The organism is Georgenia wangjunii, assembly GCF_036421975.1.
GTDB classification, from domain to species: domain Bacteria; phylum Actinomycetota; class Actinomycetes; order Actinomycetales; family Actinomycetaceae; genus Georgenia_A; species Georgenia_A wangjunii.
This window is the reverse complement of sequence record NZ_JAZGON010000008.1, coordinates 88567-112017: the sequence shown is the minus strand read 5'-3', so window position 1 is coordinate 112017 and position 23451 is coordinate 88567. Positions and strand designations below refer to the sequence as shown.

The 23451-nt window shown below is 75.6% G+C and carries 23 protein-coding genes; 11 read left to right on the top strand and 12 right to left on the bottom strand.

All coding sequences use genetic code 11. The annotated features are described in order from the left end of the window. Positions 1–67: 67 nt before the first annotated feature. The 4 genes from secA (at position 68) to V2J63_RS12370 (ending at position 5492) form a co-directional block, all read left to right on the top strand. The gene (secA, locus tag V2J63_RS12385) at positions 68–2986 is read left to right on the top strand and encodes a preprotein translocase subunit SecA (protein ID WP_331231352.1); all 2919 of its coding nucleotides are present in this window, start codon (positions 68–70) and stop codon (positions 2984–2986) included. 135 nt (positions 2987–3121) lie between these two features. Next, entirely contained in the window at positions 3122–3514 is a 393-nt protein-coding gene (locus V2J63_RS12380) for a cupin domain-containing protein (protein ID WP_491062050.1), read from the top strand. Between the two features lie 149 nt (positions 3515–3663). Beyond that, positions 3664–4851, top strand: a complete 1188-nt coding sequence (locus V2J63_RS12375; protein ID WP_331231350.1) for an LLM class flavin-dependent oxidoreductase — start codon at positions 3664–3666, stop codon at positions 4849–4851. Positions 4852–4877: 26 nt separating this feature from the next. Continuing rightward, on the top strand, positions 4878–5492 hold the full coding sequence (locus V2J63_RS12370; RefSeq protein ID WP_331231349.1) for an FMN reductase: 615 nt from the start codon (positions 4878–4880) through the stop codon (positions 5490–5492). A gap of 9 nt (positions 5493–5501) precedes the next feature. Here V2J63_RS12370 and V2J63_RS12365 read toward each other — a convergent pair whose 3' ends face one another. Both V2J63_RS12365 and V2J63_RS12360 read right to left on the bottom strand, forming a co-directional pair. Then, complete coding sequence (locus V2J63_RS12365; protein WP_331231348.1) at positions 5502–6035, bottom strand: Rv3235 family protein; 534 nt, start codon at positions 6033–6035, stop codon at positions 5502–5504. Beyond that, positions 6032–7267: a LysM peptidoglycan-binding domain-containing protein gene (locus tag V2J63_RS12360; protein ID WP_331231347.1), complete on the bottom strand. Its 1236-nt coding sequence runs from the start codon at positions 7265–7267 to the stop codon at positions 6032–6034. Before V2J63_RS12360 ends, V2J63_RS12365 begins: the two co-directional genes overlap by 4 nt. Before the next feature lie 132 nt (positions 7268–7399). Here V2J63_RS12360 and V2J63_RS12355 point away from each other — a divergent pair, with 132 nt between their 5' ends. Then, a complete protein-coding gene (locus V2J63_RS12355; protein ID WP_331231346.1) occupies positions 7400–7936 on the top strand; it encodes a hypothetical protein in 537 nt (178 codons plus the stop codon). A gap of 17 nt (positions 7937–7953) precedes the next feature. On the opposite strand, the gene V2J63_RS12350 is transcribed toward V2J63_RS12355, so the two are convergent. Then, a complete protein-coding gene (locus V2J63_RS12350) occupies positions 7954–8166 on the bottom strand; it encodes a helix-turn-helix domain-containing protein (RefSeq protein ID WP_331231345.1) in 213 nt (70 codons plus the stop codon). A gap of 50 nt (positions 8167–8216) precedes the next feature. Here V2J63_RS12350 and V2J63_RS12345 point away from each other — a divergent pair, with 50 nt between their 5' ends. Genes V2J63_RS12345 through V2J63_RS12335 form a run of 3 tightly spaced genes read left to right on the top strand, consistent with a single transcriptional unit; the run spans position 8217 to position 11150 of the window. After that, positions 8217–8936: a hypothetical protein gene (locus V2J63_RS12345; RefSeq protein WP_331231344.1), complete on the top strand. Its 720-nt coding sequence runs from the start codon at positions 8217–8219 to the stop codon at positions 8934–8936. Continuing rightward, positions 8933–10666: a CpaE/TadZ family protein gene (locus V2J63_RS12340; RefSeq protein ID WP_331231343.1), complete on the top strand. Its 1734-nt coding sequence runs from the start codon at positions 8933–8935 to the stop codon at positions 10664–10666. Before V2J63_RS12345 ends, V2J63_RS12340 begins: the two co-directional genes overlap by 4 nt. A gap of 4 nt (positions 10667–10670) precedes the next feature. Continuing rightward, positions 10671–11150, top strand: coding sequence for a DUF6912 family protein (locus V2J63_RS12335; protein ID WP_331231342.1), 480 nt, complete (start codon positions 10671–10673; stop codon positions 11148–11150). Positions 11151–11159: 9 nt separating this feature from the next. Here the strand turns inward: V2J63_RS12335 and V2J63_RS12330 are convergent, their stop codons facing one another. From V2J63_RS12330 to V2J63_RS12300, 7 genes are all read right to left on the bottom strand, one after another. Then, entirely contained in the window at positions 11160–14198 is a 3039-nt protein-coding gene (locus tag V2J63_RS12330; RefSeq protein WP_331231341.1) for an SMC family ATPase, read from the bottom strand. After that, on the bottom strand, positions 14198–15433 hold the full coding sequence (locus V2J63_RS12325; RefSeq protein ID WP_331231340.1) for a metallophosphoesterase family protein: 1236 nt from the start codon (positions 15431–15433) through the stop codon (positions 14198–14200). The genes V2J63_RS12330 and V2J63_RS12325 overlap by 1 nt, the downstream gene beginning before the upstream one ends. Positions 15434–15550: 117 nt before the next feature. Beyond that, positions 15551–16342 (bottom strand): class I SAM-dependent methyltransferase, encoded by a 792-nt coding sequence (locus V2J63_RS12320; RefSeq protein WP_331231339.1) that lies wholly within the window; start codon positions 16340–16342, stop codon positions 15551–15553. 14 nt (positions 16343–16356) lie between these two features. Further along, the gene (gene hisN / locus V2J63_RS12315) at positions 16357–17166 is read right to left on the bottom strand and encodes a histidinol-phosphatase (protein ID WP_331231338.1); all 810 of its coding nucleotides are present in this window, start codon (positions 17164–17166) and stop codon (positions 16357–16359) included. A gap of 66 nt (positions 17167–17232) precedes the next feature. Continuing rightward, the gene (gene rsgA / locus V2J63_RS12310) at positions 17233–18294 is read right to left on the bottom strand and encodes a ribosome small subunit-dependent GTPase A (protein WP_331231337.1); all 1062 of its coding nucleotides are present in this window, start codon (positions 18292–18294) and stop codon (positions 17233–17235) included. Positions 18295–18298: 4 nt separating this feature from the next. Then, positions 18299–19651, bottom strand: a complete 1353-nt coding sequence (gene aroA, locus V2J63_RS12305; protein WP_331231336.1) for a 3-phosphoshikimate 1-carboxyvinyltransferase — start codon at positions 19649–19651, stop codon at positions 18299–18301. Positions 19652–19802: 151 nt separating this feature from the next. Continuing rightward, positions 19803–20288, bottom strand: coding sequence for a DoxX family protein (locus V2J63_RS12300; RefSeq protein WP_331231335.1), 486 nt, complete (start codon positions 20286–20288; stop codon positions 19803–19805). Positions 20289–20500: 212 nt separating this feature from the next. On the opposite strand from V2J63_RS12300, the gene V2J63_RS12295 reads away from it, so the two are divergent. Then, positions 20501–21151 carry a sigma-70 family RNA polymerase sigma factor gene (locus V2J63_RS12295; RefSeq protein WP_491062049.1) on the top strand — a complete coding sequence of 217 codons (651 nt, stop codon included), beginning with the start codon at positions 20501–20503 and terminating at the stop codon, positions 21149–21151. Positions 21152–21171: 20 nt separating this feature from the next. Beyond that, on the top strand, positions 21172–21486 hold the full coding sequence (rsrA, locus tag V2J63_RS12290; RefSeq protein ID WP_331231333.1) for a mycothiol system anti-sigma-R factor: 315 nt from the start codon (positions 21172–21174) through the stop codon (positions 21484–21486). A gap of 84 nt (positions 21487–21570) precedes the next feature. Here the strand turns inward: rsrA and V2J63_RS15815 are convergent, their stop codons facing one another. Then, complete coding sequence (locus V2J63_RS15815) at positions 21571–21645, bottom strand: 50S ribosomal protein bL37 (protein ID WP_434056330.1); 75 nt, start codon at positions 21643–21645, stop codon at positions 21571–21573. A 100-nt stretch (positions 21646–21745) separates the two neighbouring features. Between V2J63_RS15815 and V2J63_RS12285 the strand changes: the two genes are divergently transcribed. After that, positions 21746–22714, top strand: coding sequence for a zinc-binding dehydrogenase (locus V2J63_RS12285; protein WP_331231332.1), 969 nt, complete (start codon positions 21746–21748; stop codon positions 22712–22714). 28 nt (positions 22715–22742) lie between these two features. Here the strand turns inward: V2J63_RS12285 and V2J63_RS12280 are convergent, their stop codons facing one another. Continuing rightward, positions 22743–23336 carry a GDSL-type esterase/lipase family protein gene (locus V2J63_RS12280; protein WP_331231331.1) on the bottom strand — a complete coding sequence of 198 codons (594 nt, stop codon included), beginning with the start codon at positions 23334–23336 and terminating at the stop codon, positions 22743–22745. Positions 23337–23451: the final 115 nt, after the last annotated feature.

The window sequence follows — 23451 nt, the reverse complement described above, 5'->3', positions numbered from 1 at the left end:
CGTCAGGGCGCGGGCAGACGGGCGTCGACGACGGCGCCGACGACGACCGAGACCGGGAGTGGCGCGAGTGCCTTCGATCCTCAACAAGATCCTGCGGATGGGCGAGGGGCGCATCCTCAAGCAGCTCACCGCGATTGCCGCGCAGGTCGATCTGCTCGAGGACACGGTCAGCTCGCTGACCGACGCTGAGCTGCGCGAGGAGACCGACCAGTTCAAGGAGCGCATCGCCGCGGGGGAGTCGCTCGACGACCTCCTCCCCGAGGCCTTCGCCACGGTGCGCGAGGCAGCCCGCCGCACGCTCGGGCAGCGCCACTTCGACGTCCAGATCATGGGCGGCGCCGCCCTCCACCTCGGCAACATCGCGGAGATGAAGACCGGTGAGGGCAAGACCCTCGTCGCCACGCTCCCCGCCTACCTCAACGCGCTGTCCGGCAAGGGCGTCCACGTCGTCACGGTCAACGACTACCTCGCGAGCTACCAGAGCGAGCTCATGGGGCGCGTGTTCCGCTTCCTCGGACTGACGACGGGCTGCATCACCTCCGGCCAGCGTCCGGACGAGCGCCGCGAGCAGTACTCCGCGGACATCACGTACGGCACGAACAACGAGTTCGGCTTCGACTACCTGCGCGACAACATGGCGTGGACCACCGCCGAGCTCGTCCAGCGCGGCCACAACTTCGCCATCGTCGACGAGGTGGACTCGATCCTCATCGACGAGGCCCGGACGCCGCTCATCATCTCCGGTCCCGCCTCCGGCGACGTCAACAAGTGGTACGCCGAGTTCGCGCGGCTCGTGCTGCGCATGAAGAACGAGACCGACTACGAGGTCGACGAGAAGAAGCGCACGGTCGGGGTCCTCGAGCCGGGTATCGCCACCGTCGAGGACTACCTCGGCATCGAGAACCTCTACGAGTCCCTCAACACCCCCCTCATCGGGTTCCTCAACAACGCCATCAAGGCCAAGGAGCTCTTCAAGCGGGACAAGGACTACATCGTCAAGAACGGCGAGGTGCTCATCGTCGACGAGCACACCGGGCGCGTGCTGCCCGGGCGCCGGTACAACGAGGGCATGCACCAGGCCATCGAGGCCAAGGAGGGGGTGGCGATCAAGGCGGAGAACCAGACCCTGGCGACCATCACCCTGCAGAACTACTTCCGTCTCTACGACAAGCTCTCCGGCATGACCGGTACGGCCGAGACCGAGGCCGCCGAGTTCTCCAGCACGTACAAGATCGGCGTCGTGCCCATCCCCACGAACAAGGGGATGCAGCGCAAGGACCAGCCGGACCTCATCTACAAGAGCGTCACGGCCAAGTTCGAGGCCGTCGTCGAGGACCTCGTCGAGCGCCACGCCGCCGGCCAGCCGGTGCTCGTGGGAACGACGAGCGTGGAGAAGTCCGAGCTCCTCTCGGGGATGCTCAAGAAGCGTGGCGTCCCGCACGAGGTGCTCAACGCCAAGCAGCACGAGCGCGAGGCGCCGATCGTCGCGATGGCCGGGCGCAAGGGCGCCGTCACGGTGGCGACGAACATGGCCGGGCGCGGGACCGACATCATGCTCGGCGGCAACGCCGAGCACATCGCCATCGCCGCGCTCGCGTCCCGGGGGCTCGACCCGACGGAGACGCCGGAGGAGTACGAGGAGGCGTGGCCCGCGGCGATCGAGGAGGCGAAGGCCTCCGTCGCCGCCGAGCACGAGGAGGTCACCGCCCTCGGCGGCCTGTACGTCCTCGGCACGGAGCGCCACGAGTCCCGCCGCATCGACAACCAGCTCCGCGGCCGGTCGGGACGGCAGGGCGACCCCGGAGAGTCGAGGTTCTACCTCTCCATGGAGGACGACCTCATGCGCCTGTTCAACTCGGGCCTGGCGATGCGGGTCATGGACGGCTCCGCCTACCCGGACGACATGCCGCTCGAGTCCAAGCTCGTCACCCGCGGCATCGCCAGCGCGCAGGCGCAGGTCGAGGCCCGCAACTACGAGATCCGCAAGAACGTCCTCAAGTACGACGACGTCCTCTCGCGCCAGCGCACCGTCATCTACGACGAGCGCCGCCGGGTGCTCGAGGGCGAGGACCTCAAGGACCAGATCCAGGCGTTCCTCGACGACGTCGTCCGCGGCCTCGTCACCGAGCACACCGCGGCCGGCACCCCGGAGACGTGGGACCTCGAGGCGCTGTGGGCCGCGCTCAAGACCGTCTACCCGGTCTCGATCACGGCCGAGGACGTCATCGCCGAGGCCGGCAACGCCACGCGCGTCACCCCGGACATGCTCGTCACGGAGATCTCCTCCGACATCCACCTCGCCTACGCCCGCCGCGAGGAGGAGGTGACCCCCGCGATCATGCGTCAGCTCGAGCGGCGCGTCATCCTCTCCGTGCTCGACCGCAAGTGGCGCGAGCACCTCTACGAGATGGACTACCTCAAGGAGGGCATCGGCCTGCGCGCGATGGGCCAGCGCGACCCGCTCATCGAGTACCAGCGCGAGGGCTATGAGCTCTTCCAGGCCATGATGGAGGGCATCAAGGAGGAGGCGATCGGCTTCCTGTTCAACCTCGAGGTCAAGGTGCAGCAGCCCGCGGCCGTCCCGGCCGACGGTCCCGCCGCGGTGGCGGCGCCCGTCGCGGCGAGTGCCACGGACGAGGCGGACGACGACGACGGCGCGGCGGCGCCCGCGGCGGCCGTCAAGGAGTCCCAGGGCAAGCGAGCCGGCGCGAAGTCGCTGACCGCCAACCGGGAGCCCGTGGCTGCCGCAGCCGGTGGCTCCGGTGCGGTGGGCGGCGGTGCGGGCGAGCCGCAGCTCGTCGGGCTCGACGCCCCCCAGCGGCCGACCACGCTCAGCTACTCCGCCCCCTCGGCCGACGGGGACGCCAAGCCCGTCGTCCGCACCGAGGGGCGCGGAGCCGGTGACGGCGCGGGCGCAGCGGCGGCGGGTGACGGCCAGAACCGCGAGGCGCGACGCCGCGCGGCCAAGGCCGCGAAGAAGCGCTGACCCTCCGGTCCCTCAGGGCCCCGGCACCACGACATGGTGCCGGGGCCCTGTCGTCTCTCGGCGGGCGGAGACGGCCGGCCTCGGCCAGGCTGGGGACGACAACCGATCAACCCTCAGGAGAGCTCCATGACGGACATCGTCCACTTCCCCATCGCGACCGTCGCCGAGCGCAGCGCGGACTTCCGGCGCGTGCTCTGGACGGGCGAGCACACCCAGCTCGTCATCATGACGATCCCGGCCGGCGGCGAGATCGGCGAGGAGACCCACGAGGACATCGACCAGGTGCTGGCCTTCGTCTCCGGCGTCGGCAAGGCCGTCATCGAGGGCTCGACGAAGTCGCTCGTCCCCGGCGACATCGTCGTCGTCCCCGCCGGCACGAAGCACAACTTCACGAACACGGGCGAGAACCCGCTCGTGCTCTACACGGTCTACGGTCCCCCGGAGCACGCCGACGGCGCGGTCCACGCGACGAAGGAAGAGGCGGACGCCGCCGAGGAGGCCGGCGAGGACGAGCCACCCGCGAGCTGACGCCCGCGCACGCTCGCGCAACGGCGCGGCCTCTCCGGAGGCCGCGCCGTCCTTGTCTCTCGGGTGCATCCGTCGGCCCGGAATAGACCGGCATGGTTGTCGGTTCACCCTTGTGTACATGCAAATGCATTGACCTAGCGAGGGCAGACATGCAGTTCGGGATCTTCACCGTCAGCGACATCACCACCGACCCCACCACCGGCCGCACGCCGACGGACACGGAGCGGGTGCGCGCGATGCTCACGATCGCCCAGCACGCCGAGGAGGTGGGGCTCGACGTCTTCGCCACGGGTGAGCACCACAACCCGCCCTTCGTCGCGTCGTCGCCGACGACGATGCTCGGCTACCTCGCCGCGAAGACCGAGCGCATCATCCTCTCGACCGCGACGACCCTCATCACGACGAACGACCCGGTGAAGATCGCCGAGGACTACGCGATGCTCCAGGTCATCGCCGACGGCCGCATGGACCTCATGATGGGCCGCGGCAACACCGGCCCGGTCTACCCGTGGTTCGGCAAGGACATCCGCGAGGGGATCAACCTCGCCATCGAGAACTACGCGCTCCTGCGCAGGCTGTGGGACGAGGAGGTCGTCAGCTGGCAGGGCAAGTTCCGCACCCCGCTCCAGGGCTTCACCTCGACCCCGCGCCCGCTCGACGGCGTCGCGCCATTCGTGTGGCACGGCTCCATCCGTAGCCCCGAGATCGCCGAGCAGGCCGCCTACTACGGCGACGGCTTCTTCCACAACAACATCTTCTGGCCCATGGACCACACGGAGAAGATGGTCGCCTACTACCGCAAGCGCTACGAGCACTACGGCCACGGCCCCGCGGACCAGGCCGTCGTCGGCCTCGGCGGCCAGGTCTTCATGCGCGCCCGCTCCCAGGACGCCGTCAACGAGTTCCGGCCCTACTTCGACAACGCGCCCGTCTACGGGCACGGCCCGTCGCTCGAGGACTTCAGCGCCCAGACCCCGCTCACGGTCGGCAGCCCGCAGGAGGTCATCGACCGTTACGCCGCGATGAGCGACCACGTCGGGCACTACCAGCGCCAGCTCTTCCTCATGGACCACGCAGGCCTGCCGCTCAAGACCGTCCTCGAGCAGCTCGACATCCTCGGCGGGGAGGTCGTGCCCGTCCTGCGCAAGGAGATGGAGGCCAAGCGCCCCGCCCACGTGCCGAGCGACCCGCCCTCGCACGCTCAGCGCGTCGCGGCCGCCCGCGCCGCCGGCGCCGCCGAGGCGAGCGCCCCGGCCGCGCAGGACCACTGGACCGGCAAGACCGCCGAGGACGACGCGGTGGCGGCGCAGGCCGCCGGCGCGGCGTTCGGGCTCTGAGAACGACGACGCACAAGGAGACCACCATGAGTACGCGCACCATCGCCGTCGTCTCGGCCGGGATCGGCCAGCCCTCGTCCACCCGCCTCCTCGCGGACCGTCTCGCGGCGGCGACCGTCGCCGAGCTCGGTTCCCGCGGCGTCTCCGCCGAGGTCACGACCGTCGAGCTGCGCGACGTCGCCCACGACGTCGTCAACGCGATGCTCACCGGGTTCCCGAGCGGGGACCTGCGGGGCGTGCTCGAGACGGTCACCGGCGCCGACGGCGTCATTGCCGTCACCCCGCTCTTCACGACGACGTACTCGGGCCTGTTCAAGTCCTTCGTCGACGTTCTCGACAAGGAGTCCCTCACCGGCATGCCGGTGCTTCTCGGGGCGACGGGCGGCACCCCGCGCCACTCCCTCGCCCTCGAGTACTCGGTGCGCCCGCTGTTCACCTACCTGCGCGCCGACGTCGCGACGACGTCGGTCTTCGCCGCCACGGACGACTGGGCGGGCGAGGGGGACGACCTCGCGCGGCGCATCACCCGTGCGGGGCGCGAGCTCGCCGAGATGGTCGCGGCCCGGCAGAACGCCGGCCCCGCGGACGCCTTCGGCGACGTGCCCTCCTTCGCCCAGATGCTCGGCGGCATCGAGGGCTGAGGCCGGCCCTCAGCCGATCTCCAGGGCGGTGGCCCGCCACCGGCCGCGGTGCACCTCCAGGCGCACCGCGGCCGCCCGCACGCGCTGCCCGTCGTGGACGACGACGGACGCCTCGCACACGTCCGGGCGCACCACGCACACGTGGACGTGCTGGATCCGTGCCTGGCGGGCCGTGCTCGGGCGGCCGAGGATGCGCACCGCGAGCCCCGCGCGGCGGGCCAGCGCCTCGTAGAGGTCGGCGGAGAGCCACCGCGTGAGCTGGCTGACCGGCCGGGTGCCGACGAGGACCTCGACGGCGGCCCGCACGAGCGACCCCGCCCACGGTGCCGGGTCCGGCAGCGGCGGAGCGTCGGGGGTACGCCCCGGCACGGTGCCCACGAGGGCGGACGCCTCTGGCTCCGAGGTCGTCGTGGCACTGAACCGGACGCGGTCCCACGGCGCCGCGGTGCTCGTGCGGGGCAGGACCGGGGTGCCGGGCCGCCCGGCGGCGGGCACCGGTTCACCCCGGGTGGTCGTCGGGCGCCGCAGCGTCGTCGTCGTCATCGGTCGTTCTCCTCGGTCGGGGCCAGGAGGATCTGGCCAGGGTGGATGAGGTCGGGATCGGGGCCGATGGTCGCCGCGTTGGCGGCGTACCACAGGGGCCAGGCGGCGGCGACGGCACGGTCGTCCGCGTCCGGGCCGAGGTGCGCGGCGGCGATCGACCACAGGCAGTCGCCGGGACGCACCGTGCGGCGCTCCGCCGGCACGGAGGTGGCAACAGTCCCGGACTCGCGGCCGACGTGGGTGGCCGGGCCGGCGTGCCCGGGGGTGGCCGGTGCATCGGCCCTGGGCTCGACGCTCGGCGTAGGCCCGCGCTCGGCCGGCCCGGGACCGGGCGCCGTGCCCGCAGTGCTTCCGGGTGCGGGCGCGCCCCGCGGTGCGGCCGGCTCAGCCTGCCCCAGCGGCACAGCAGGCTCATCCGGCCCAGCAGGCACTGCCGGCACCGCCGGCCGTGCGGCCGAGGCCTCCGCGGGCGACGGGTCGCGCGTCGGGGCGTCGCTGCCCGTGCGGTCATCGAGGACGCCGGTGCCGGTAGCAGCGCCGGCGTCCGTCGGGAGCGGCGGTGCGGGCCCGGTCGACGCCGGGCCCGTCGGTGCCGATCCGCCCGGGACGAGGTCGGAGGGGACGTGCGGGGACGGTGCCGCGACGGGGGCGGCCGCGCCCGGGGCGCCGGAGGGGGCAGCGTGCACGGACGTGCCGGGGATGTCGGCCCCGACGCGGCCGCCGGAGGGCCTCGCCGCTCCGGGTGCGTCACCGGGGATGCCGACGTCGAGCGGCACATCGGCAGGGGCGGGAGCCCCGGGCCCGAGGTCCGCGGGGAGGGCAGCCGCCGCGGTCGCCGGCGCGGACGGGCCCTCGGCGCTGGCGACGGCCGGCGCCACGGTGAGCGTGAGGCCGAGGCCCGCGTAGGCGCCGACGACCGCGGCGTGGCGCAGGACCGGGGCGCCCGCCCGCAGGAGCGCGTCCTCGAGGGCGGCGACGCCGACGCCCAGCGCGCGTGCGGCCCTCAGCGCCAGGGCGAGGGCGGCGGTGACGGCGTACCAGGCCGCGACGAGGACCCCGAGACCCACGACGGAGGCGGCGACGACGGCGTCGGCGGTCGGCGCGGTGCGGACCTGTGCGGCCAGGGTGAGCGCAGCAAGCGCGAGCCCGGCCGTGAGGGCCGTCGCGAGGAGCAGCGCGCCGGTGAGGCTCCGTGTGCCCACGCCGTCCCCCGTCCGCCTGTCGTCGCGCATCGACACATTTGATGACGGTTGATGCGATTTGAGGTGTCTAGGTGTACGCCTGTCCGCCGTGGCTGTCTACCGCGGGCGAGGTCTGTGGACGGATCTGCGTCCCTGCGGGCTGTCCGGCTCTAGCGTGGGGACGTGCGCTGGGAAGCCCTCTTCGGAGACCTCGAGGCCCAGTTCGAGGACGCGGCTCGCGACCTCGACGACGACCTCGTCGTCGATCTCGCCGAGGCCGAGATGGCCCGCGCGGCCCTCTCGGACAGGTTGCGCGCCCGCCGTGGGCACCCGCTGACGATCCGCCTCGTCGACGGCAGCGACGTGCGCGGCGTCGTCGTCGACGCGGCGCCCCAGTGGCTCCTCGTCGGCGAGGGGCAGCGCCGGGTGCTCGTGCCCCTCGAGGCCGTCGTCGCGGCATGGCCCCTCGGTGAGGTCGCGCCCGAGCCGGGCGGCGTCGAGCGCCGGCTGCGGATCGGTCACGCGTTGCGCGCGCTCGCCCGCGAGGAGGCCCGCGTCGTCGTCCGCACGATGGCCGGTGAGCACCGCGGGTGGATCCTGCGGGTGCGCCTCGACCACGTCGACGTGCACGTCGAGGGGCCACAGGTGCCAGGGCAGGCCGGGAGCCGCGCCGTCGTCACGGTGGCGCTGCGCCACCTCCTCACCGTGCGGACGAGCTAGGCCGTCCGCGCGGCCGGTCAGTCGGGGGCGTCGGCGTTCTCCCGCCGGGCCCGCGCACGGGCGTACTGGCGCTGGATGTACTCCTCGAGCGCCACGGCCTCGACCCGCCAGATGCCACGCCCGCCGACCTGGATCGCCGGGAGCTCGCCGGAGTGGACGAGGGCACGGGCCTGCGCGACGGACACCGAGAGCTCCTCGGCGACGTCGGCGAGCGAGAGGAAGCGCGGCATGGCGTCAGTGTCTCACCGGTCCACCGCAGTGACCGGGACGACAGACCGCTGTGGATGACTCTGGCCTCTCCGGCCCCCGGACCGGCACGATGTCCCTCATCGGTGCCGGCACCAACGAGGGGGAGCCCATGAGCAGCGAGGAGAGTCCCGCCGCCCGGCGGATCAGGCGCCCGACGTGGCGCGACCCTCGGCTCGGCGTGGGCCTCCTGCTCGTGGCGGCCTCCGTCGCCCTCGGCGCGTGGGTGGTCGGTGATGCCTCGCGCACCGTCGAGGTCTACGCCGCGGACTCGGCGCTGGCGCCCGGCGACCGGCTCACCGAGCGCCGTGTCCGCGTCGTGCAGACGAGTCCGGGGACGGAGGGCGCGTACCTCCGCGTCGCCGACGGGCTGCCCGCGGACGCGGTGGTGACCCGCGTCGTCGGCCCGGGCGAGATGGTCCCCGCCGCGGCCGTGAGCAGCGAGGACGTGCTCGCGCTGCGCCCGGTCGTCGTACCGCTGTCCGGGTCGGTGCCGAGCGGGCTCGGCAAGGGATCGGTCGTCGACCTCTGGCTCACGCACCCGGCGCGCCCCGGGGACCTCGAGGAACGGCCCACCCCGACGCTCCTCGCGGGAGATCTCGTCGTCGCCGACCTCGTCGAGGCCGACACCCTCTTCACCGGTGGGAGCGGGACGTCCGTCGAGGTGCTCGTCCCGCTCGCGGAGCTCCCCGGGGTCCTCGACGCCGTGAGCGGGGACGGGGCCGTCGTGGTCGTGCCGGTGCCCGGCGGATGAGCACCGGGGTCCTGCTCGCCGTCACCGGCGCTCGGGAGGGCGAGCTCGTCCGGCTGCTCGACGCGCCCGGGACGGGGGTACGGGTGGTGCGCCGGTGCGCGGACGTGCCCGAGGTGCTCGCGGCGGCGCTTGCCGGGCTCGGTGCCGTCGCGGTCCTGTCCGGGGACCTGGCCGGGGTGGACCGGACGCTCGTCGGTCGCCTGACGGCGGCGGGGGTGCGCGCCGTCCTCGTCGCGGCCGTCGGTGACGCCGAGCGCTGCCGCGGCCTCGGTGCCCGGGTGGTCCTCGACGCGCGCTCGCCCGTCACCGCATGGGCCGAGGCCGTGCAGGCAGCCGCGGTCGCGGACGCGGCGCCCGACGCGGACGCCTCGGCGGGGGCCAGCGCGGCGACCCCCGGCGCTGCGGGACGAGACCCCGCGGCCCCCGGCCCCGGGCGCCCCTGCGCGGCGGCCCCTGGCGGGGCGGGGACCAGCACGACGGGGCCCGTCCCGGCGGGTCCGGACGCGGACGGGGCCGCGTCGACGGCGCCGGCGGGCCTCGGCCCGGCGGCGGCCAGCTCGACGGGGCCGGGCGGGGCTGGGGCGACGCCCAGGCTCACCGATGCGTCCCCAGGCGCGCCGGGTGCGATGGGTGCCTCCCGCGTGGAGGCGGAGCAGGGGGCCGGCGCCGGGGCACCGGGCGGTCCTCGCCGCGTGCGGGGGAGTCGCCGTTCACACGGTGCGTCCCCGGCGGAGGTGCCGGGTGCGCCCGTGCCCGGGTCCCCTCGGGCAGTCGCGGACAGCACGGGCGGCACGGACGGCGCGGACGGCGCGGGCGGCACGGACGGCGCGGCGAGCGCGGGCGGCGCGGACGACGCGGACGACGGCGCGCGCCCGGGTCGGCTCGTCGTCGTGTGGGGACCACCTGGCGCACCGGGGCGCACGACGGTCGCGGTCAACCTCGCCGCCGAGCTCGCCGCGGCGGGCGGGTCCTGCCTCCTCGTCGACGCCGACACCGAGGCCCCGAGCGTGGCGCAGGTGCTCGGCCTCCTCGACGAGACGGCCGGGATCGCGGCCGCCGCGCGCGCTGCGGCGAACGGTCGCCTCGACCGCGCCGCCCTCGCGCGCGCCTGCCTCACCGTGGACGGGTTCCGGGTGCTGTCCGGCCTCACCCGCGCCGACCGTTGGCGGGAGCTCCCGCCGACGTCCCTCGAGGTCGTGTGGGAGCGGGCGCGCGAGCTCGCCGCCTGGACGGTCGTCGACACCGGGGCCGGGATCGAGGGCGCCGGCGCGGGCTTCGAGGCGTCCTTCGGTCCCCGCCGGCACCAGGCGACGCTCTCGGCGCTCGCCGCCGCCGACGTCGTGGTGGTCGTGGGGGCCGGGGAACCGGTCGGGATCCACCGGCTCGTCACCGCCCTGCACGACCTCGCCGACCGCGCCGTGTGCGCGCCGGGCGCGGAGCGGGTCGTGCTCGTCAACCGTGTGCGGGTCTCGGCGGCCGGGCCGCAGCCCGAGCGCTCCATCCACGAGGCGCTCGTCCGCTTCGCCGGGGTGGAGGACGCCGTCCTCGTACCGGACGACCGGGCGGCCCTCGACCGGTGCGTCCTCGTGGGCGAGACCCTCGTCCAGGGGGCGCAGGGCTCACCGGCCCGGGCCGCGTTCACCGGGCTCGCCGCGCGCCTGGCCGGGACCGCCGTGACGCGCAAGGAGCGTCGACGTGCCGCACGGACACGCCGGCGTGGGCAACACTGAGCGCATGCGCATCTACGTCCCCGCCGCTGCTGCTGACCTCGCCGAGCCCGACGGGCTCCCCGTCCGCTGGGCGCACGCCGTCACGCCCGCGCTGACCTCGGCGCTGCCCGACGAGGACGAGGAGGGGCTCGCCGAGGCCGCCGTGCTCGCCGCCGCCGACGAGAGCGTCACTCGCCTCCGCGAGCGCGGGTCGGCCGTGCCCCGCCGGGTCGTCGTCGCGGCGGACGTCCCCGAGAACCACGTGCACGTCGCCGTCCAGCGCTGGTCTCCCGACGACGACCGCCTCCCCAGCGCCGTCGAGCTGACGGCGCCCGTCACGTGGCGCGACGTCGTCAGCATCCACGTCGACGAGCCCGGGGCGGCCGAGGACGTGGCGGCGGCCGTGGCGGGCGACGACGACGCCCTCGAGCGCGCCGCCGAGCGTGACCTCCTCTGGTACGACGTCGTCGAGCTCGACGCCCTGCGCCGCGAGCTGGGGGAGTAGCCCCGGCCCTCAGCAGCGGACGGTGAGCGTCGAGGCGCCCGAGGGGAGCCGCCGCACCTCGATCCGCTCCGCGATCCGTGACTTGAGCTCGCTCACGTGGGAGACGATGCCGACGGCCCGGCCGCCGGCGTGGAGCCGCCCGAGCTCGCTCATGACGTCGTCGAGGGTCTCCGGGTCGAGCGAGCCGAAGCCCTCGTCGATGAAGAGGGTGTCGAGGGCGATACCGCCGGACTCGCTCGTCACGACGTCCGCGAGCCCGAGCGCCAGGCACAGCGAGACGTAGAAGGTCTCCCCGCCCGACAGCGTGTGCGGGTCCCGCGCCCGCTCGGTGACGTGGTCGCGCACCTGGAGCCCGAGGCCGGCCTTGCGGGAGCGCTGCCCGCCCTCCCGCTCGTCGATCCGCTCGAGGCGGTACCGGCCGTCGGACATCGCGGCGAGGCGCTCGTTTGCGGCGGCGACGACGTCCTCGAAGCGCCGTAGGAGCACGAACGTCGCCAGGGTCGTCGCGCTCGCGTTCCCCTCGGCGGCCGTTGCGAGGTTGGCCATCCGCACGAGCGGCGCCGCGGCCGCCGTCCGCTCCTCGTGGGCGGCGAGCGCCGCCCGCAGGGTCTCGCGTGCTCTCGCGGCCCGTTCCGCGCACTCGCGGGCCTGGGCGGCCTCGCGGGTCGCGCTCGTGAGCCGCTCCTGGGCCTCGCCGTGGGCGAGGGCCGCCGCGGGCACGTCGGAAGTCTCGGTGCCCGTGAGCGCGGCGATCGGCTCCTCCGCGAGCCCCGCCGCCACCCGGGCGGTGTGGGCGCGGTGGTCGTCGACCTCCCGCTCGAGCGCCGCGACCGTGGCGGCGTCGAGGGCCGCGGCGCGCGCCTCCTCCGCGCCGGGGAAGCCGCACTCGGCGAGCGTCCGGGCGAGGGCGGCCTCCGCCTCGGTGACGGCCCGCTCGGCGGCGAGGTGCTCCTCGAGGGCGTCGGCGAGGTGGTGGGCGGCGGAGATGTACCGGGCGAGGCCGTCCGAGCGGGCGGCCACCGAGCGCTCGTCCCCGCGGGCGTGGGCACAGTGCCCGCGGTCGCGCTCGAGGTGCTCGGCCTGGGCTGCGACCTCCGCCTCCCGGGTGGCGAGCGCCGTGCGCGCGTCGGCGAGGGCGCGCTCGAGCTCGGTCGTGCGGGCGTCGAACCCGGCGAGCTCGGCCTCGAGCGACGCGAGCTCCGCCGCCGCCGCCTCCGCCCGGGCGAGCGCCTCGGCGGCGGCGGTCAGCTCGGCGGCGGCGGTGGCGACGTCGCGCTCGCCTGCCGCCTCGCGCAGCGTCTCGACCTCGCGCCGCAGGGCGGCCTCGGTCGCATGGGCCGCGGTGAGCGCGGCGTCGGCCGCGGTGCGGGCGGCGGTGGCCGCCTCGACCTCGGCGTCGCTCGCGTGCTCCGGCGTCGGCGTCGCCGGCTCGGGGTGGTCCGGGGAACCGCACACGGGGCACGGCTCGGCGTCCTCGAGCTCGGCGGCCAGCGCACCCGCGAGCCCGGCGATCCAGCGCAGGCGGACCTCGTGCTCGCCCTGCTGCGCCTTGCGCGCGGCGATGACCGCCGCACCGTGCACCTCCCGGGCGCGCTGGTGCTCCTGCGCGCGCGCCGCCCACCGGCGGGCTGTCGCGAGGAGCGCCTCCGCCTGGCCGTGGGCAGCGCGGGCGCCGGAGACCTCGGTGGCCAGACCGTGGACCTCGGCGGCGCGCGCGACGAGGGACGCCCGCTCCGCCGGACGTGCGGCGCAGACCTCCGCCCGGGTGTCGAGCGCGGCGCGCTCCGCCGTGCACGCGGCCTGCGCGGCCGCGAGGCGCGTGGCGCGGCCCGCGAGCCCCGCCTCGACGTCGAGGACGTCGCTGAGTGCGCCCCGCTCACCCGCGGCGTCCTGGGCGGCGGCGCGCAGCGCCGCGAGGTGGCTCCGGGCGGCGCCGTCGGGCGGGACGAGCTCGGCGAGGGCGGCGTGCTCCCCGACGGACACCTCCGCGAGGCGGACGGCGAAGGCCTCCCGCGCCGCCCGCGACCGGGCGGCCGCCTCCGTGTGCGCGCGCAGCGAGGCTGTGGTCCCCGCGGCTCGCCGGGCCCGGGCGAGGTGCTCGGTTGCCCGGGCGACGGCCGGGCGCAGCTCGGAGAGCGCGTGCTCCTCGCCGAGGAGGGCGCTGCGGCGCGCGAGCCGCGCGGCGAGGTCCGCGGCGGCGTCGAGGCCGGCCTGCGCCGCGCGCTCCTCGGTGCGGGCCGCGCCCTCCTGCTCGGCGCCGCGCTCGGCACGGGCGGCGGCCTCCGTGCAGGCGGCGTCCGCGGCGCCGCCGAGCCCGGGACCGTCGAGCTCCCGTGCAGCGTCCTCGAGCCCGGCTCGCTCCTCCTCGCCGAGGCCCGCCGCCTGGGCGAACCCGGCGGCCGCCGTCCGGATCTCCTCGGCGGCGCGGGCGAGCTCGACGCGGGCGTCGCGCGCCTGGGCGGCGAGCTGGCTCTGGACGCGCTCGTAGACCTCCGTGCCGAAGACCTCCTGGAGAAGCGTGCGCCGCTCCTCGGGCTTGGCGCGCAGGAACGCGGCGAAGCGGCCCTGGGGAAGGACGACCGTCTGGGTGAACTGCGAGCGGTCGAGCCCGACGATCCGCCCGATCTCGGTGCCGACCTCCTGGGTGGTCGCGGCGAGCGGCTCGCCCGCCTCGTCCTCGACCGATCCCAGGCGCCACAGCTTGGCGGTGGCGTTCTGGGTGGTGACGCCGCTGCCCCGCCGCTTGGGGCGCTCGTGCTTGGGGGTGCGGCGCACGCGGTGGATGCCGGAGCCGGTCGAGAACGTGAGGTCGACGAACGGCTCGACGTCCGGGCCGGCGTGGGCGGACGGGAGCCGGTCCTCGCTCGTCTCGCTCGAGGCGATGGAGCCGTAGAGCGCGAAGACGGTGGCGTCGATGAGGGTGGACTTGCCCGCACCCGTGGGGCCCTCGAGGAGGAACAGCCCGCCGGCGGCGAGCCGGTCGACGTCGACCTCGTGGCGGTCCGGGAACGGGCCGATCGCCTGGAGCGTGAGCCGGTGGATGCGCATCAGGCGCTTCTCTCGGCGGCGAGGACGGCCTCGTAGGCGCGCGCGAGCACGGCCTGCTCCGCCTCGGTCGGGGCGGCCCCGGAGACGGCGTGGACGAAGTCGGCGGCGACCCGCAGCGGGTCGAGGGCGGTGATCGCGGGCGCCGCGCCCGCCCCGGCCGGAGCGGTGGCGGGACGGTGCTGGACGACGAGGGCGTGGGGGAACCTGGCGCGGACGCGGGCGTAGAGGTCGGCGGGGCGGACGTCGTCGGTGACGACGACGCGCACCCAGTCCCGCGTCTGGGCGTCGAAGGCGGAGGACGCGAGCGCGTCCAGCGTGCCCACCGCCTCGGACAGGGCGCGGGGGACCGGTGCCTCGAGGAGCTCGACCGCCCGGACCCCGTCGGGGCCGAGCTCGACGAGCGCGGAGGACTTGCGCTGGTTCATCTCGGAGAACGAGAACGCCAGCGGGGAGCCCGCGTACCGGGCGTGGGGGCGCCGGGAGCCGGGGTCGAGGTCGGGCCCGACGCGCTGCGCGCCGTGGAGGTGCCCGAGCGCGAGGTAGTCGATCCCCGCTCCGTCGCCCGGGGCTCCCGTGAGGACGCCGAGGGGCACGCTGTCCACCCCGCCGACCCGGATGTCCCGCTCGGACTCCGAGGCCTGCCCGCCGACGACGAACGCGTGCGCCATGAGGACGGCCGGGACCCGCTCCCCGCGCCCCGCGCGGCGCCGCGCGAGGTCGGCGCGGACCCGGCGCATGGCGGCCGCGGCCACCGCCTCGTGCGAGCGGGCCGGGACGAGCGGCGCACCGTCGTCGTCGGTCTCGGGACCCGCGAGGCGGTGCCGGCACGTGTCCGGGTCGAGGTAGGGCAGCGCGTAGACGAGCGCTCGCTCCGCGCCGTCGCGGGACGGGACGAGGACCGGGTCGCTGACGCCCTCGACCCGGCTGCGCACCGTGAGGTGGTCCTGGAAGAGGCTCGCGCCGAACCCGAGCCGCGTGGCCGAGTCGTGGTTGCCCGGGGTGAGGATGACGCGCGTGTGCTCGGTCAGCCGCACGAGCGCGTCGGCGAGGAGCTCGACGGCGCTCACCGGTGGGATGGCGCGGTCGTAGACGTCCCCGGCGACGAGGACGGCATCGACGCCCTCGGTGCGCGCGACCTCGACGAGGTGGTCGAGGTAGGCGCCCTGGTGCTCGAGCAGGTCGACCCCGTGCAGGGTGCGCCCGAGGTGCCAGTCCGAGGTGTGCAGGATGCGCATGCCTCGACGCTAACCGCGACCACCGACATCGCCGGGTACCGCGCGCCGGGGCGCCGCCGGGTGGCCGGTGCGAGGTGCGTCTCGCCGCCCATGGCGCGTGCCCCGACGGGCACGGGGTCAGGCGTCCTCGCGCCCGCCGTCCTTGACGAGACGCGCGCTGAGGTAACGCGTCTGCCCGGACTCGAAGCGCGCGAACGTCTCCGTGCCGCGCAGCCCGGCGAAGGGCTCGAAGGCGCGGCGGAAGGTCCGCGGGATCCACGAGCGGACGAGGGCGCGGCGGCGCTCGTCGTCGACGTCGAGCGCGGCGACGACGTTGCGCGTGATGTCGTGGGTCTCCACGACGCGCAGCGGGCTGCCGTCGAGCTCGGCGCGCAGCGCGACCAACCCCTCGGCCGAGCGGAAGTCGGCGAGGAGGAGGTGGCCGCCGGGGCGGAGCACGCGGTGGACCTCGGCGAGGAAGGCCGGCACCGAGGGGTAGCAGTGGGAGGACTCGACGTTGACGACGACGTCGAACGAGGCGTCGCCGAACGGCATGGCGAGCGCGTTCCCGGCGACGAAGGACAGGCCGGGGGCGCGCCGGTGGCGCCGGCACAGGGCGACGGCGCTGCGCGAGAGGTCGAGCCCCGTCGTCGTGCGCGGCCGGCGGTAGCGGGCGATGAACGACGCGCCCCCGCCGCGCCCGCAGCCGACCTCGAGGACGTCGGCCCCGCCGAGCGGCTCCGGGCCGAGGACGTGGTCGTAGAGCTGGATGCACCGGCGGTCCGCCTCGTCGGCGGGGTCGAGCGGGAGCGTCGCCGCGCCGGGGTCGACAGGGGCGTAGCCGTAGTTCATGAAGGCCCACTCGGGCCGGCGCACCCGCGCGGCGAGCACCTCGTACACCGCCCGCCACCCGAGCTGACGCACGTCCACGGTGGGCCGGCCCCTCAGTCCTGCTGGGCGGTGAGCGCGGCGAGGACGTCGTCGTGGAGGAGGCCGTTCGTCGCCACGGCGTTCCCGCCGAAGGGGCCGGGCGCGCCGTACAGGCTGGTGAAGCGCCCGCCGGCCTCGGTGACGATGGGCACGAGCGCGGCCATGTCGTACAGCTCGAGCTCGGGCTCGCACGCGATGTCGACGGCGCCCTCGGCGACGAGCATGTAGGACCAGAAGTCGCCGTAGGCGCGGGTGCGCCAGCACTCCTGCGCCAGGCCGAGGAACGCGCGCAGCCGCCCGTCCTGCGCCCAGCCGTCGAGCGAGGAGTAGCTGAGGGAGGCGTCGGCGACGTCGGTGACCTTCGAGACGTGGATCTGCCGGGCCGCGGACAGCGAGCGCCCCGTCCACGCGCCGGACCCGAGCGCCGCCCACCACCGCCGCCCGAGGGCCGGGGCGGAGACGACGCCGAGCACGACCTCGTCGTCCTCGACGAGCCCGATGAGGGTCGCCCACACGGGCACGCCGCGCACGAAGTTCTTCGTGCCGTCGATGGGGTCGATGACCCACTGGCGCGGGGAGCGGCCCGTCGTGCCGAACTCCTCACCGAGGACGGAGTCGCGGGGACGGGTGCGCGCGAGCTGGGAGCGCACGATCTCCTCGGCGCTGCGGTCGGCGTCCGAGACCGGCGTGAGGTCGGGCTTGGTCTCGACGACGAGGTCGAGGGAGCCGAAGCGCGCCATCGTCTGCGCGTCCACCTGGTCGGCGATGACGTGGGCGAGGCGGAGGTCGTCGTCGTAGCGGGGGCGGGCGGTGCCAAGAGCCATGGTCCGCACGCTATCGCCGGTGCGCACGCGCGCCGGCGGGCCGCGCCGGGCACCCGGCGGCGTTGATCACGACTCGTCGGCGAAGCCGGCCGGGTCCGCGCCACCGGTGCGCGCGGCGAGCAGCCGGCGGAACGACTCGAGCCGTGCCTGCCCGGCCGGGCCCGCCGCGCCGGAGGCGACCCACGCGTCGAGCGCGCAGTCCGGTGCGCGCTCGCCGTGGGTGCACCCGCGGGGGCACTCCTGCGCGACGGCGGCGAGGTCGCCGAACGCACGCAGGAGGTCGTCCGGGCCCACGTGGGACAGCCCGAAGGACCGCACCCCGGGGGTGTCGATCGCCCAGCCGCCGTCGGGGAGCGCGAGCGCGACGGCGGAGCTCGACGTGTGCCGGCCCCGCCCGGTCACGGCGTTGACGCCGCCCGTGGCGCGCTGGGCGTCGGGGACGAGCGCGTTGATGAGGGTGGACTTGCCGACACCGGAGTGGCCGACGAGGACGGACGTGCGCCCGGTGAGCCGCTCGCGGACGGCGTCGAGCCCGGTGACCTCGCCGCCGGCGACCGACGTGACGATCGCCGGGACCTCGAGCGCGGCGTACTGGGCGAGGAACGGACCCGGGTCGGCGAGGTCCGCCTTGGTCAGGCACAGGACCGGTTCCATGCCGGCGTCGTAGGCGGCGACGAGGCACCTGTCGACCATCCGGGGGCGCGGCTCGGGCTCGGCGAGCGCCGTGACGATGAGGAGCTGGTCGGCGTTGGCGACGATGACCCGCTCGACGCCCGTGGACTCCCCGTCCTCGCCGCTGCGCCGCAGCGCCGTCGCCCGCTCCTCGACGCGCACGATGCGGGCGAGGGTGTCCTTGCGCCCGCTCGTGTCCCCGACGACGCCGACGCGGTCGCCGACGACGACGGCGGTCCGTGCCCCGCGCCCGAGCTCGCGCGCCTTCATGGCGACGAGGTGCGTGCCGTCGTCGGCGAGCAGGGCGTACCGGCCCCGGTCGACGCCGAGGACCATGGCCGGGACGGCGTCGGCGTGCTCGGGACGCACCTTCGTCCGGGGCGGCGTCCCGCGGCGGGCGGGGCGCAGGCGCACGCGGTCGTCGTCGGTCCCGGTGTCGCGGTGCTGCGGGGTCATCGGGTCATCGCCGCTCGTCCGCCGTCGCGAGCATCGCCTGCCACATGCCCGGGAAGTCCGGGAGGGTCTTGGCCGTCGTGCCGACGTCGACGACCTCGACCCCCGGCACGCGCAGCCCGATGATGGCCGCGAAGGTCGCCATCCGGTGGTCGTGGTACGTCTCCAGGCGCGCGCCGGAGAGCGGGCGCGGGGTGATGTCGAGCCCGTCGGGCGTCTCGACCGCCTCCCCGCCGAGCCGGTTGATCTCGGTGACGAGCGCGGCGAGCCGGTCCGTCTCGTGCCCGCGCAGGTGGGCGACGCCCCGCAGCCGGGAGGGGGTCTGCGCGAGCGCGCACAGCGCGGCGACCGTCGGGGTGAGCTCTCCGACGTCGTGGAGGTCCGCGTCGATGCCCGTGATGGGGCCGCGCCCGGTCACGGTGAGGACGCCGTCGGTGAGGTCGACGTCGGCGCCCATGCGGGCGAGGAGCGCGCGTGTGCCGTCGCCCGCCTGCGTCGTCGTCGTCGGCCAGCCCGGGACCCGGACGCGTCCGCCCGCGACGAGGGCGGCGGCGAGGAAGGGGCTCGCGTTGGACAGGTCGGGCTCGACCGGCACGTCGCCGCCGCGGACGGGGCCGGGGTGGACGCGCCAGCGCACCGGCGTGCCGTCGGGGCCGTCCTCGACGTCGACCCGGACGCCGCGCTCCCGGAGCACCTCGACGGTCATGTCCACGTGCGGCTGGCTCGGCAGCCCGGCGCCCGTGCGGTGGAGGTCGATGCCGCCGGCGAAGCGCGGGGCGGCGAGGAGGAGCGCGGAGACGAACTGGCTCGAGGCGGAGGCGTCGACCTCGACGCGCCCGCCGGGCAGGCTGCCCGTCCCGTGGACGGTGAGCGGCAGGGAGCCGCGGCCGTCGTCGTCCACCTGCGCCCCGAGGTCCCGCAGGGCGTCGATGATCGGGCCCATGGGCCGCTGGCGGGCGCGCGGGTCGCCGTCGAACGTGATCTCGCCCTCGGCGAGGCAGGCGAGGGCGGGCACGAAGCGCATGACCGTGCCCGCGAGCCCGCAGTCCACGTGGGCGGGGCCCCGCAGGGGGGCCGGGGTGAGGAGGAGGTCGGAGCCGGCGGCGTCGGGGCGGCCCTCGTCGTCGATCGCCTCGACCGTCGTGCCCAGGGCGCGCAGGGCGCCGACCATGAGGGCCGAGTCGCGGGAGTGGAGCGGGCGCCGCAACCGGGTGGGCTCGGCGGCGAGCGCGGCGAGCACGAGGTAGCGGTTCGTCAAGGACTTCGAGCCGGGGACCGCCACGAGGGCGTCCAGGGGGCCGGGGGACACGGGTGCGGGCCAGAGCTCGGCCGGCGCAACCTCGGGATCGATCGGTGCCATGCCTGCGAGGGTAGTGGGCCGCGCCCGCGGGCCCCCTCTCTGCCCGCCCGCGGGACGCGACCGCGCGCGGCCTCCTACGTGCAGAGGCGGGCGTCGCGGACGACGCCCGCCTCCGGCGGGTGGAGCGGGTGGACGAGCGAGGCGCCGGGGCTCAGCCCTTGAGCGAGGCCTTGAGCTCGCGCAGGGCGGCCCGGTGCTCGCGGGTGTTGCTCACGCGCCAGCCCAGCGAGGGCTTGCCGTCCCGGTCGACCGCGGCGAGGAACAGGCCCCCGACGAGGCTCGCGCCGCGGGCGAGGCCGCGCTGGAGCTCCTTCTTGCGCGCCCGGTCCTTCGTCGACCACGCCGGGTTGTTGACGATCGTGATCGGCACGGTGAGGACGGCGAGCGTGAGGGCGGCGGTGCGGGGCGTCCGGTTGGTCGCGAGCATGAGCGCGGCCACCGTCGTCACGGCGCCGGTGGCGCGCACGAGCATGCGCGTGTCCTGCGTGAGGGCCGACGGTACGCCGATCTTGGCGAGGGCAGGCTCGAGCTTGCGGAAGCGCTCCACGTGGGAGTCGGGGTGGCGGACGGCATCGATGCCGTCGGCGAGGAACGAGGATGCCAGCAGGGGGCGGGCGAGTCGGCGCGTGAGGCTCATAGGACATTGCTACCGCAAACGTGCGCTCGCGGCGAGCGCTACGCGGGCAGACGAGCCGGACGCCGGTGGCGGTGCGGAATGCACCGGCCGCAGCGCTGGTTGCACCGACCGTGACCATCCTTCTCGCCGCGCCCCCCGTGGCCCCGCCGCGCCCGGCGTCCGGCCCACGCCCCGTCCGGCCCGCCGCGCACCCGGCCTCGCGCGCGCGAGCGCTGCGGCGGCGGCTAGGCTCGAGGGTGATGAGTGACCTCCACGAGGACGACGACCTCGACCGTGCCCCCGCCGCCGAGAGCGACGAGGAGAGGTCGGCGCGCTTCGAGGCCGAGGCGATGCCCTATATCGACCAGCTCTACGGCGCGGCGATGCGCATGACGCGCAACCCGGCCGACGCCGAGGACCTCGTCCAGGAGACGTTCACCAAGGCGTTCGCCGCGTTCCACCAGTACCGCCCGGGGACGAACCTCAAGGCGTGGCTGTACCGGATCCTCACGAACACGTTCATCAACACGTACCGCAAGAAGCAGCGCGAGCCCCTGCAGTCGGACGCGGACTCCGTCGAGGACTGGCAGATCCACCGGGCGGCGTCCCACACCTCCAGCGGGTTGCGGTCCGCGGAGATGGAGGCCATGGACCGCCTCCCGGACTCGGAGATCAAGGACGCGCTCAACGAGCTGCCCGAGGACTTCCGGATCGCGGTCTACCTCGCCGACGTCGAGGGCTTCGCGTACAAGGAGATCGCCGAGATCATGGGGACCCCGATCGGGACCGTCATGTCGCGGCTGCACCGCGGGCGCCGTCAGCTGCGCGTCATGCTCAGCGACCACGCGCGCGCACTGGGCATGGCGACGGAGGGGACGTCGTGACGGGCGAGGGGCGTGAGCCGATGGCAGACCAGATGGACCTCGCGCGTCGCGGCTGGGGACCCGACCTGCCGCTGACCGACGAGGCCGGGCCGTGCCGCTGCGAGGAGCTCCTTGAGCACCTCTACGAGTTCCTCGACTCCGAGATGAGCGACACCCAGCGCGCGCGGCTGCGCGACCACGTCGTCAGCTGCCCGACGTGCCAGGAGGCCACCGACGCCGAGCAGCACCTGCGGGCGATCATCCGCCGCTCGTGCGCGGAGGTCGCGCCGCAGAACCTGCGCCTGCGCGTCGTCGCACAGATCGAGGTGCTCCGCGGCGGCGGCCCCGCCCGCTGACGCCCCGTCCTCGCACCGCCCCGTCCCGTAGTACGACGAAGGGCCGACCATGTGGTCGGCCCTTCGTCGTCTGTCGTGCGTCGCTCAGCTGTTGGGGCGCTTGCCGTGGTTGGCGGCGCCACTCTTGCGAGCCTTGCGCTTGCGTCCGCGCTTACTCATCGGTGTCTCCCGGTCTCGATCGGTCAGGACCCGCCCGCGGGCGGGGGTCATCACCCCTATCGTCCCACACCCCGGGTCCCACCCTGGCAGGCTGGCGTCCATGAGGACCGTCCACGCCGTCTCGCAGGACCCGCAGGAGCCGCTGGCGGGGCTCGCCGTCGCCGACCTGCCCGACGACGGCCCCCCCGAGCCGGGCTGGGTACCGGTGCGTGTGCGGGCAGCGGCGCTCAACCACCACGACCTGTGGTCGTTGCGCGGGGTGGGACTGCCGGCGGAGCGGCTGCCCATGGTGCTCGGCACGGACGCCGCCGGCGAGGACGCCGACGGCGCGCCGGTCCTCGTCCACGCCGTCGTCCCCACGCCGGACTGGGACGGGGACGAGACCCTCGACCCGCGCCGCACGCTCCTGTCCGAGCGCTACCCGGGCACGATGGCCGAGCGTGTGTGGGTCCCGGCGCGCAACGTCGTGCCCAAGCACCGGGACCTCACGTGGGCCGAGGCCGCGTGCCTGCCCACCGCCTACCTCACGGCCTACCGCCTCCTCTTCACCGCCGCGGCCCTGCGCCCCGGCCAGACCGTCCTCGTCCAGGGGGCGGGCGGCGGGGTCTCGACCGCCGCCGTGCTCCTCGGCCGGGCGGCCGGGCTGCGGGTGTGGGTGACCGGCCGGGCGGAGGAGCGGCGGGAGCGCGCCCGCGAGCTCGGGGCGCACGCCGTCTTCCCCTCGGGCGCGCGGCTGCCGGAGCAGGTCGACGCCGTCGTCGAGACGGTGGGGGAGGCGACGTGGTCGCACTCGCTGCGCGCCCTGCGGCCCGGCGGGACGATCGCCGTCGCGGGGGCGACGAGCGGCGCCATGCCACCGGCCGACCTCAACCGGGTCTTCTTCCGGAGCCTGCGGGTCGTCGGCTCGACGATGGGCACCCGCGCCGAGCTCGTCGCCCTCCAGGACTTCCTCGTCGCCACCGGGACGCGCCCGCTCGTCGACGACGTCCTGCCGCTCGCGCAGGCGGCGGAGGCGTTCGGCCGGCTCGAGCGCGGCGAGGCCGTGGGCAAGCTCGTCCTCGAGGTGTGAGGGGCCGGCCCCCGCGGCGTGCTCGGGCTCAGCCCTGCGGGACCCCGAGCCACTCGTGCCAGCCGTTGTGCAGGACGAGCCACGCGAGGAGGCCGTATCCGGCCTGCCCGGGGTGCGTGCCGTCGCCGGACGCGACGTCGGCGTGCCACTGGTCGTGGGTGCGCAGCGGGGCGAACGTCTCGACGTAGGGCACCTGCCGGCGGGAGGAGACGTCGGCGAACGCGTGGGAGAGCGCGGCGAGCGCGTCCGGGTCGACGTCGGGCCGCGGCGGCGGGCCGACGACGAAGCACTCGACGTGCTGCGCCCGGGCCGCGTCGAGGATGTTGGCGAGGTTGAGGCGGCTGCGGGCGAGGGAGAGCCCCTCGAGGAGGTCGCTCGACCCGAGGCCGAGGACGAGCCGGTTCGTCGTGCGGTGACCGAACCGGCGCCCGCACTCGGACTCCCACCGCCCGGCCGTCGCGGTCGACGTCTCGCCGGGCACGGCGAGCTGCGCGACGAACATCGGCGTCTCGGTCTCGGTGCGCGCGACGACGCGCCCGACCCAGCCGAGCCCGCGGAGGTCACCGATCCCCGCGACGAGCTCGTCACCGACGACGCACAGCCGAACCTGGCCCTCGTTCACGCACCTGCTCCTGTCCTCGTGCCGCGGACGGCGCCGGTGGGCGCCGTCCGGAGCGAACCTACCCCGCGTACGCCGCGGGGCCGGCCCACGAGGGACCGGCCCGGCGAGCGCACGG